Consider the following 8,619-nt stretch of genomic DNA (forward strand, 5'->3'; position numbering starts at 1 on the left):
TTGCTCTGTTAGTTCGGTTGTTGCAGCGAGGCCTGCACCACCGCAGGCTCTGCAGCCGCGACGGCCGCCCCGGCCGGGCGCCCCTGTCCCTGGGGCATCAATTCCGCCATGCTCGCGCCGATGCGCGAAAGCACGTCGTACTTGGCGGCATCATACGCGCGGCGGATGGCCCATTCAAAGGCATACACGTCGGCGCCGCCATGGCTCTTGAACACCAGCCCCTTCAGTCCCAGCAGGCTGGCGCCATTGTAACGGGATGGATTGAGGCGGCGCGACAGCGCCTTGATCGCGCCATAAGCGATAAGCGCGCCGAGCTTGTTGACCAAGCCCTTCTTGAATTCGGATGTCAGCACGGTCTTGACGAAACGCCCCAAGCCTTCCGAGGCCTTCAGCGTCACGTTGCCGACGAAACCGTCGCAGACGACCAGGTCGGTCGTGCCTTCGAAAATGTCATTGCCTTCCACGTTGCCGTAGAAGTTGAGGATACCCTTCTCATGGTCCGCCCGCAGCAATCCAGCGGTTTCCTTGACCAGTTCATTGCCCTTGGTGTCTTCCTCGCCGACATTGAGCAAACCGATCGTCGGCTTGGGCTTGCCTTCCATTACCGACACCAGGGCCGACCCCATCAAGGCAAATTGATGTAAATGCTGGGGCTCGCAATCGACGTTGGCGCCCAGGTCGAGCATGTAGGTAGGACCATCCTTCTGGTTCGGCAGGATGGTGCAGATGGCGGGCCGGTCCACGCCCGGCAGGGTCTTGAGCACATAGCGGGACACCGCCATCAACGCGCCGGTATTGCCGGCCGATACCGCGGCATGCGCCTGGCCGTCCTTGACCAGGGTCACCGCCACGCGCATGGAGGAATCTTTCTTGCGGCGCAAAGCCACCTCGATCGGGTCGTCCATCGTGACCACTTCGGAGGCATTGCGGATTTGTACGCGCGGCTCGCCGGCCAGCTTGTACTTTTTCAACAACGGTTGCAGTACGCTTTCCTGGCCAACCAGGATCAGCTCCGCATCGGATTGACGACGGATGAAAGAGGCAGCGGCTGGGAGAGTGACTGACGGGCCATGATCGCCACCCATGCAGTCGATTGAAATTTTGATGGTCATCGATTTGATTCTGAGCCTTGCCAGCCCACATTATGAGGCAAGATCGGGCGCCATTCAAAATGGCGCGCACAAGCCAGTACGCAATTGACGTACCGACAAGCAGGCAGGCATCCCCGCAAACACGAATGTCGCAGGCATAAAAAAGCGGCGCAAAATGAACCTCCTGGGATGGAAGCTCATTGCGCCGCTTTTCTCCAAAAACAGCAAGCTCAATAAATGAGATTACTCGTCGTTCTTGGTCTTCAGCACTTTGCGACCGCGGTAGAAACCGTTCGGGCTGATGTGGTGACGCAGGTGGGTTTCACCAGTCGTCGGCTCGACAGCCAGCGGAGGTGCAGTCAGAAAGTCGTGTGCACGATGCATACCGCGCTTCGACGGGGTCTTTTTGTTCTGTTGAACGGCCATGATTACTCCTAAACCTTAAGATTGAAAATTTTAACACACCGGATTCAGGTTTCCATCAACCCGGATGCTGCTGCCCGGCACTTGCCGGACATCCCCTAACAATTACTGCTTCAACTTCTTCAGCACTGCAAACGGGGAGGCCCGCTCAGTACCTTCGGCTTCAGCCGCCACGCCATCCCCGGGACAGGCATCGTGCTTGGGCGCCACAGGCAGCGCAAGCAACGCATCATCCTCGACCAGGTTGGCCACGTCGAAGGTTGCCGAACCGACAATGACATCAATCCCGTCATCGTCGACCAGTTCTTCGATCGCATCGGCCTGCGCCTCATCTTTTGCCAGTACCAGCAGCGACTTCGAATCAATCTCGAAATGCAATGCCGTCAGGCAACGCTGACAGATCAGATTAACCGCACCCGACACTGCCAGACTAAGTCGAGCCTGCCCCAGCTTGTCGATATCGCCGGCCAGAGCCCACTTTATCGTGCCGGAACGGTCAACCGTCTCTTGCGCCAGACGACCTAATTCAGCCACCGGAATCTCGCCCTGGGCCTGCTGTTTCAGCCGGCAAAACTCGAACGCGTCGATCACAAGTGCATTCATATCCAAAGCTGCAATCCGGAAAACCTGCGATAATAACAGAAAATTTCCTTACCAGTCAAAGCGTTAGCGCGCTTCCTGCGAATTTGTCGCATGACTGTCGCCGCGCAACGTCTTTTCGGCCGGATTTGGATGGCAATCTTGCCTTTCCGGCCATATCAATATCCGCACAACAACACCGCCGCCATGCCGCAAGACACCTCTATCGCCGCACCGACACGCCTGATTCTCGGATCAAGCTCGGCCTATCGCAAAGAATTGCTCAGCCGCCTCGGCCTGCCCTTCGACACCATGGCGCCGGACATCGACGAAACGCCGCATTCCGGCGAAACGCCCGCTGCCACCGCCTGGCGCCTGGCACGCGAAAAAGCGGCGGCGGTCGCGGCCAAGGCCGGCGCGGCGCTGGTGATCGGGTCGGACCAGGTAGCAACCCTGGACGGCGAACAGATCGGCAAGCCCGGCAACCACGCCAATGCGCTGAAACAACTGCAGAAAATGCGCGGCCGCCAGGTCATCTTCCACACCGCATTGTGCCTGTGGGATGGCCGCAGGCCCGATGCCGCTTCCGCCGCGCAGATGCGCAACGTGCAAACCCTGGTGACATTCCGCGACTTGCCGGACGCCGAACTCGACGCCTACCTGCGCATCGAGCAACCCTACGATTGCGCCGGCAGCGCAAAAAACGAAGGCCTGGGCATTGCCATCCTGCAAAGCATACAAAGCGACGACCCCACCGCCCTCACCGGACTGCCGCTGATCGCGCTGACCGATATGCTGCGCCAGGCCGGCATCGGCTTCTTCGGCCAACCCGCGACGCAGCCGCGCTGAAAAGACCGCCCTGCCGGCAGCTCAGTAATTGCGGCGCGGATATCCCTGCGCCAGGATGCGCTGCCACACCACTTCGCGCTCCTCGGGATTCATGAACACCCATTGCGCCACCTCATCGACCGTCCGTCCGCAGCCGCGGCAAACGTCGTCAAAGGTGGTGGAACAGACCGCCACACAAGGCGTATCGGGCCGTTCAGGAGGAGGGGAAGACGGAGGTGTTGGGGACATTGGACGGTTCTGGAACGAAAAACACAAGGCGCTGCCGGTCGGCGCGCAGCGCGTCGGACTGACCGCGCAACAGCCTCCATCTTACCAAGAAGCACCCGCCCATCGCCGACACCATCAAATCGCCTGTCCGCGCCAGGGAAAACAGGCAAAAAAAAGCCCGCGAACCTGTTGGCTGCGGGCTTGAATCCAATTTCTTAAGGAGGAGATTGGAGGAGACAGGTGCAACTATAGCGATGCGCCAAGGCCCGGTCTGCTTTATTGTGGCAATAGCAGATATTCACCTTTCCAATAACTCCCGCCAGACGCGCCTTTCAGGCCGGCACAGGCATGGTGTGCGCCGATGTCATCGGCTTGGGCGGATTAACGCCCTTACGCTCGCAAGCGGATAGAACCAGCATCATGGCGATCGCGACCGCCAAAGCACACTTTCTCATCACACCTCCCTTAGAGCGTGTTTATGATCTCCTTCGGGGCCGTTCAAATGCCCTTTCAGGCGGCCTGCGGCGTTGCAAAGCCTCGCCGGGCCAACCGGCCCGTCTACGTTTTGCGCCTTGCATCCCATCCTGACATGACATTTGACCGACTCCCGACGAGATCATAAACACGCTCTTACGCCCGAACTCTCCCTCAAGAATATCGCATCGGCAACAACCCATCGCGGGGAACCGTTCCGGGCAGAATCGCCCTCCCCGGCCACCCTGTCAAGCCGCACTGCGCAAGCCGGCGCCAACAGATGCCGCACGCGCCGCCGCCAGATTCTTTTCATACAACGCGGCGATCATGTCGGACTGGGTCAGCATGCCCGCCAGCTTGCCCTCGCCGTCCAGCACGGGAATCTGGTGCAAGCCATCGGCCATGCGCGGCACCAGCTCCAGCAGCGGCGTGTCCACCCCGGCGGAAATCACCGGCCGGCTCATGATCTGGCCCACCACTTCCGGCTTGTCGGAATGGGAAAACGGCACGCGGCGCAACAGCTTGCGCAATTGCACAGCCAGGCCGGTATGCACTTGCGCACCGGCGTGCTCAAGGAAATCGCTGCGGCTGACAATGCCGATCACATGCCGCCCCCGGTCGATCACTGGCAACGCGCGCAGGCGATGCTTCTGCAACAAGCCCCAGGCGTCGTCCAGGCCGGTGGCGAACTCCACCGCCACGACATCGCGCGACATCACCGCCGCGCAGCGCGTCTCGCCGAAACGGCGGTGATAGGCGCGCATCTCGGTTTGCATGAAGATCTCTTCCAGGTCGTCGCGGCCGATGTCGATCACCTGGTTATAGCTCTTGAGCACCGCGTCCAGGTCCTCATGCGAAAAACCCAGCCGGGTGATCGGCAATTCGTCCCTGGTCTGGTGCGGATGCGGCGCGGCGCTCTGCTGGGCATGCGGATAGCGGCGGCCGCTGGCGTTATTGAAAAACAGCGCCGCCAGCAACAGCAGCACCGAGTTCAAACCGACCGGCGCCAAGACGAACTGATAGCCCATATCGTGCACCGCCGGCCCGCCCAGCACGGCAGTCAAGGCGACCGCTCCGCTGGGCGGATGCAGGCAGCGCAACAAAAACATCGCGCCGATCGCCAGCGAAATGGCCAGCGCCGCGGCCAATGCCGGCTCCTGGACCAGCTTGGCGCAACTGATGCCAATCAGCGCGGCGCTGAGATTGCCGCCGATGATGGACCACGGTTGCGCCAGCGGGCTGGACGGCACCGCAAACAGCAGCACCGCCGATGCGCCCATGGGCGCAATCAGCCAAATGGTCCGGGCTTCATGCGGCAGGATGGCGTAGCTCGCCAACCCCGCCAGCAAGATACCGAACAGGCTCCCCGCACAGGAACGCATGCGCTCAAAGCGGTCGACGTTGTTTCTGGGCGGAATGAAACTTTTAAGCCACAGCAAGATAGAATCGGGCATATCTGTTTTCGGCGTCTTTTGTCTTTTCATACATTCAACGGCCGCGCCGGCGCAGCGCAGCCAAACCGTAATTACATCATAAGATGATATTCATGTCCGATTCCACCTGCCGTGCAGCTACCTTGCCGCGCATGCGCACCACAGACTCCATGTCCGCGGGACATGGACGCCGCCAATGAAAAGCGCCTCCCGCCTGCAGAAGGAAGACTTCGAAGCGCTCTCCGACTTCCGCTACCAATTGCGCCGCTTCCTGCGCTTTTCCGAAGATGCCGCCCAAAGCGAAGGCCTCACGCCGCTGCAATACCTGCTGCTGCTGCACATCAAAGGCTTTCCCGGCCGCGAATGGGCCAGCATCAGCGAGCTGGCGGAACGGCTGCAGGCCCAGCACCATGGCGTGGTGGCGCTGGTGACCCGGTGCGTGAAGGCCGGTCTGGTCACGCGCGCGCCGGATGACCGCGACAAACGCCTGGTGCAGGTGCGCCTGACCAACCTGGGGGAGCAATACCTGCACCGGCTGGCGCAGTTGCACCGCGACGAACTGCAATCGCTGTCCGGCGTGTTCCAGGTGTCGCACATCTCGGCCTTCAACGACCGCGACTGATACTGACATTGAGGCTGGCGGCAAACTGCGGTTTTCCGCAACTGATTCCGGCAAGCCATGCTGTTATGCTGGAACGCGTTTCATCGATAGACGCGATAGATAGACGCAATAAAGAGGCGTGATATCTCGCCATCCGGGTCCGCAATTGAATCCTGCCAATGACAAGAAAACCGAATACCGAGACAGCAGCAGCCCCCGCTCCAATGCGCCCAATCACCAAGGAAGACGTGGCCCGCGCCGCCGGCGTGTCGCACATCACGGTGTCGCGCGTGATCAATACGCCGGAAAAGGTTTCACCCGAAACCCGCGCCAAGGTGGAGTCCTTCATCGCCAGCATGGGCTACATCCCCAACATGCTGGCCGGCGGCCTGGCCTCGCGCCGCACCCGTATCGTCGCCGCCATCGTCCCCACCATCAGCCATTCGATCTTCGCGGAAACCGTGCGCGGGCTGTCGGAAAAGCTCAGCGAACAGGGTTACCAGCTGCTGCTGGGGCAGACCAATTATTCTGAAACGGCCGAGACCGCCCTGGTGGAAGCCTTCATCGGCCGCCGCGTCGACGGCCTGGTGCTGACCGGCGTGCAGCATACCGCCCGCACGCGCCAGCGCCTGAAGGCGGCCGGCATTCCGGTAGTGGAAACCTGGGACCTGACCAAACGCCCCATCGACATGCTGGTCGGCTTCGACAACCATGCCGCCGGGCGCGCCATGGGCGACTATCTCATCGGCAAGGGATACCGCCGCATGGCCTTCATCGGCGGCGAAGATCCGCGCGGCATGGCGCGCTTTTCGGGCATGCGCGAGGCCGTGCTGGCGCAGGGCGCGCAAGAGCCGATACACATCAAGATCCCGCTGGGCTCCTTCCTCCACGCCGGGCGCGAAGCGATCGGCTTGCTGCTGAGGGAGCATCCCGATGTCGATGCCGTCTTCTTCAGCAACGACGTCATCGCCGCCGGCGCCGCGATGGAATGCATCCGGCGCGGCATCCAGGTGCCCGGGCAGATTGCGCTGGCCGGCTTCGCCAATCTCGAGATCGCCCCCGAAGTCACGCCGGCGCTGACCACGGTGCAGATCAGCGGCCACCAGATCGGCCTGACCACGGCGGAAATGTTGCTGGCGCGCTTCAACGGCCAGGGCGTGGCCCAGCCGATATGCGATCTGGGCTATTCCATCGTCGAACGCGAAAGCGCCTGAACCACTGCCATTGCCATTCAGGCATAACGGCCGGTGCGGCCAACATTTGACCGCACCGGCCGCTTCCATTGCCCAGCCGGTTTGCGCGCGCTATTGCTCCTCGTCATACACGATGCCGCGCGTCTCCGGCGCGATCAGCAAGGCCACCAGCGCCACCCCGCCCATGAACATGATGTAGCCGATGATGGGATAGTAGCTGCCGCCGTAATACGCCAACAGGCCCGTGGCAATCACCGGCGCCATGCCGCCGGTGATGACCGAAGACAGCTCGCGCGCGCAGCAGATGCCGCTCATGCGCATGCGCGGCGGGAACAACTCGGCGAAGAAAGCCGCCTGCACCGAAAACATCGGATACAGCCCGAACACGATCATCATCACGAAAGCGCCGATGATCATCGGGGTTTCCCGCGTCTCCAGCATCCAGAAAAACGGGAAGGCGCCCAGTATCATCACGAGGATACCGAGGATATACACTGGTCGCCGGCCGACACGGTCCGACAGCGCTCCCCAAAACGGATTGAGCAAGGCCCCGATGCCCGCGCCGATCAGCACCGCCATCAGGCCGACGCTGGCCTCGACCTTGAGCTGGGCAGTCAGATACGACAAGGCCCACACCTGGAAGATGTAGCCTGCCGTGTTTTCCGAAAAGCGCGCGCCGATGGCAATCAGCAGGCTGCGCTTCTGCTCCTGCCAGACCGCCTTGATGGGCGCCTTCGCCACCGCCATGCGCTGCTTCATCTTTTCGAAAGTGGGCGACTCCTGCACGAACAGGCGGATATAGATCCCCACCGCCAGGCCGACCGAGGAAAGCAGGAAAGGAATGCGCCATCCGTAACGCATGAAATCGGCCTCCGGCATCATGCGCACCAGCGCGAAGGCGCCCGCCGAAAGCACCACGCCCAGCGCCACGCCGACGCCCGGCCAGCTGGCGTAGTAGCCGCGCTTGTCGGGCGGAGCATACTCGGCCGACATGGTCACCGCGCCGCCGAACTCGGCGCCTGCGGCGAAGCCCTGCACCAGCCGCAGCAAGGTCAGCAGGATCGGCGCGGCGATGCCGATGCTGGCATAAGTCGGCAAGACGCCGATGAGCGTGGTGGACAAGCCCATCATCACGAGCGTGACCACCAACACGTTCTTGCGCCCGATCTTGTCGCCGATATGGCCGAACACGAAGCCGCCCAGCGGGCGCACCACGAACCCCAGCGCGTAAGAACCGAAAGCGGCCAGCGTGCCGATCATCGGATCCAGCCTGGTGAAAAACAATACGTTGAAGACGATCGCCGCCGCCGTGCCGTAAAGGAAAAAGTCGTACCACTCCAGCGCCGTGCCGATGACCGACGAACGCAGCGCCATCTTGCGTTGCCGGATCTCTGCCTCGCTCAGGTTCTCCGCCGCTGCCGGCGCCTGGCCGTGGCCCACCGGGTGCACCCGGGTACCTGCAATTGTGTTCATGTGTCTGTCTCCTGTTGGTTGACGGGCGCATGCGGTGCTTTGCGCACCGGCCGGCTGTTTTGTCGTGCGTCCGGCATCAGGGCCTGTTCACATTAAATCTGCGAGATGCGTTGCTCCCAGAAGGCGGGGTGGCAAGGCGCCCGGTGAGGCTGGTGGTGGGCCACCAGCCTCACCGGGCAACGCGGCCAGCGCGCCTTCTGGGGCAACCCTCCGGGAGCGGCCAGCAAGCGTCGCCTGCCGTTGTTGTGGCTCCTTGCCGTAGCACCGCTACGACGCGTCGCCACGCCTAGGCAGAC

At 62.0% G+C, this 8,619-nt stretch carries 9 protein-coding genes; 3 read left to right on the plus strand and 6 right to left on the minus strand.

What is annotated here, in order from left to right; all coding sequences use genetic code 11:
- Nucleotides 1-8: 8 nt before the first annotated feature.
- The 3 genes from plsX to AC07N6_RS10170 all read right to left on the minus strand — a co-directional run bounded on the left by plsX (nt 9) and on the right by AC07N6_RS10170 (nt 2,117).
- Nucleotides 9-1,112, minus strand: coding sequence for a phosphate acyltransferase PlsX (plsX, locus tag AC07N6_RS10160; RefSeq protein ID WP_494780167.1), 1,104 nt, complete (start codon nt 1,110-1,112; stop codon nt 9-11).
- 222 nt (nt 1,113-1,334) lie between these two features.
- A complete protein-coding gene (rpmF, locus tag AC07N6_RS10165) occupies nt 1,335-1,517 on the minus strand; it encodes a 50S ribosomal protein L32 (RefSeq protein ID WP_006463510.1) in 183 nt (60 codons plus the stop codon).
- 102 nt (nt 1,518-1,619) lie between these two features.
- Entirely contained in the window at nt 1,620-2,117 is a 498-nt protein-coding gene (locus tag AC07N6_RS10170; protein ID WP_494780168.1) for a YceD family protein, read from the minus strand.
- Between the two features lie 183 nt (nt 2,118-2,300).
- Between AC07N6_RS10170 and AC07N6_RS10175 the strand changes: the two genes are divergently transcribed.
- Entirely contained in the window at nt 2,301-2,942 is a 642-nt protein-coding gene (locus tag AC07N6_RS10175; RefSeq protein ID WP_494780275.1) for a Maf family nucleotide pyrophosphatase, read from the plus strand.
- A gap of 21 nt (nt 2,943-2,963) precedes the next feature.
- Here the strand turns inward: AC07N6_RS10175 and AC07N6_RS10180 are convergent, their stop codons facing one another.
- Complete coding sequence (locus AC07N6_RS10180; protein ID WP_494780169.1) at nt 2,964-3,170, minus strand: DUF1289 domain-containing protein; 207 nt, start codon at nt 3,168-3,170, stop codon at nt 2,964-2,966.
- Between the two features lie 701 nt (nt 3,171-3,871).
- A complete protein-coding gene (locus AC07N6_RS10185) occupies nt 3,872-5,077 on the minus strand; it encodes an HPP family protein (RefSeq protein ID WP_494780170.1) in 1,206 nt (401 codons plus the stop codon).
- A gap of 175 nt (nt 5,078-5,252) precedes the next feature.
- On the opposite strand from AC07N6_RS10185, the gene AC07N6_RS10190 reads away from it, so the two are divergent.
- Nucleotides 5,253-5,678 carry a MarR family winged helix-turn-helix transcriptional regulator gene (locus AC07N6_RS10190; protein ID WP_494780171.1) on the plus strand — a complete coding sequence of 142 codons (426 nt, stop codon included), beginning with the start codon at nt 5,253-5,255 and terminating at the stop codon, nt 5,676-5,678.
- A gap of 203 nt (nt 5,679-5,881) precedes the next feature.
- Complete coding sequence (locus tag AC07N6_RS10195) at nt 5,882-6,871, plus strand: LacI family DNA-binding transcriptional regulator (protein WP_494780172.1); 990 nt, start codon at nt 5,882-5,884, stop codon at nt 6,869-6,871.
- A 90-nt stretch (nt 6,872-6,961) separates the two neighbouring features.
- On the opposite strand, the gene AC07N6_RS10200 is transcribed toward AC07N6_RS10195, so the two are convergent.
- Nucleotides 6,962-8,323: an MFS transporter gene (locus tag AC07N6_RS10200; RefSeq protein ID WP_494780173.1), complete on the minus strand. Its 1,362-nt coding sequence runs from the start codon at nt 8,321-8,323 to the stop codon at nt 6,962-6,964.
- Nucleotides 8,324-8,619 lie beyond the last annotated feature (296 nt).

Source organism: Herbaspirillum sp. GW821-FHT09A12, from assembly GCF_059418325.1.

What these genes read in the sequence shown, in the direction of transcription:
- AC07N6_RS10175 (WP_494780275.1), top strand. Translation starts at nt 2,301, where the DNA reads ATGCCGCAAGACACCTCTATCGCCGCACCGACACGCCTGATTCTCGGA.
- AC07N6_RS10170 (WP_494780168.1), bottom strand. Translation starts at nt 2,117, where the DNA reads ATGAATGCACTTGTGATCGACGCGTTCGAGTTTTGCCGGCTGAAACAG.
- AC07N6_RS10185 (WP_494780170.1), bottom strand. Translation starts at nt 5,077, where the DNA reads ATGCCCGATTCTATCTTGCTGTGGCTTAAAAGTTTCATTCCGCCCAGA.
- rpmF (WP_006463510.1), bottom strand. Translation starts at nt 1,517, where the DNA reads ATGGCCGTTCAACAGAACAAAAAGACCCCGTCGAAGCGCGGTATGCAT.
- AC07N6_RS10190 (WP_494780171.1), top strand. Translation starts at nt 5,253, where the DNA reads ATGAAAAGCGCCTCCCGCCTGCAGAAGGAAGACTTCGAAGCGCTCTCC.
- AC07N6_RS10180 (WP_494780169.1), bottom strand. Translation starts at nt 3,170, where the DNA reads ATGTCCCCAACACCTCCGTCTTCCCCTCCTCCTGAACGGCCCGATACG.
- AC07N6_RS10195 (WP_494780172.1), top strand. Translation starts at nt 5,882, where the DNA reads ATGCGCCCAATCACCAAGGAAGACGTGGCCCGCGCCGCCGGCGTGTCG.
- AC07N6_RS10200 (WP_494780173.1), bottom strand. Translation starts at nt 8,323, where the DNA reads ATGAACACAATTGCAGGTACCCGGGTGCACCCGGTGGGCCACGGCCAG.
- plsX (WP_494780167.1), bottom strand. Translation starts at nt 1,112, where the DNA reads ATGACCATCAAAATTTCAATCGACTGCATGGGTGGCGATCATGGCCCG.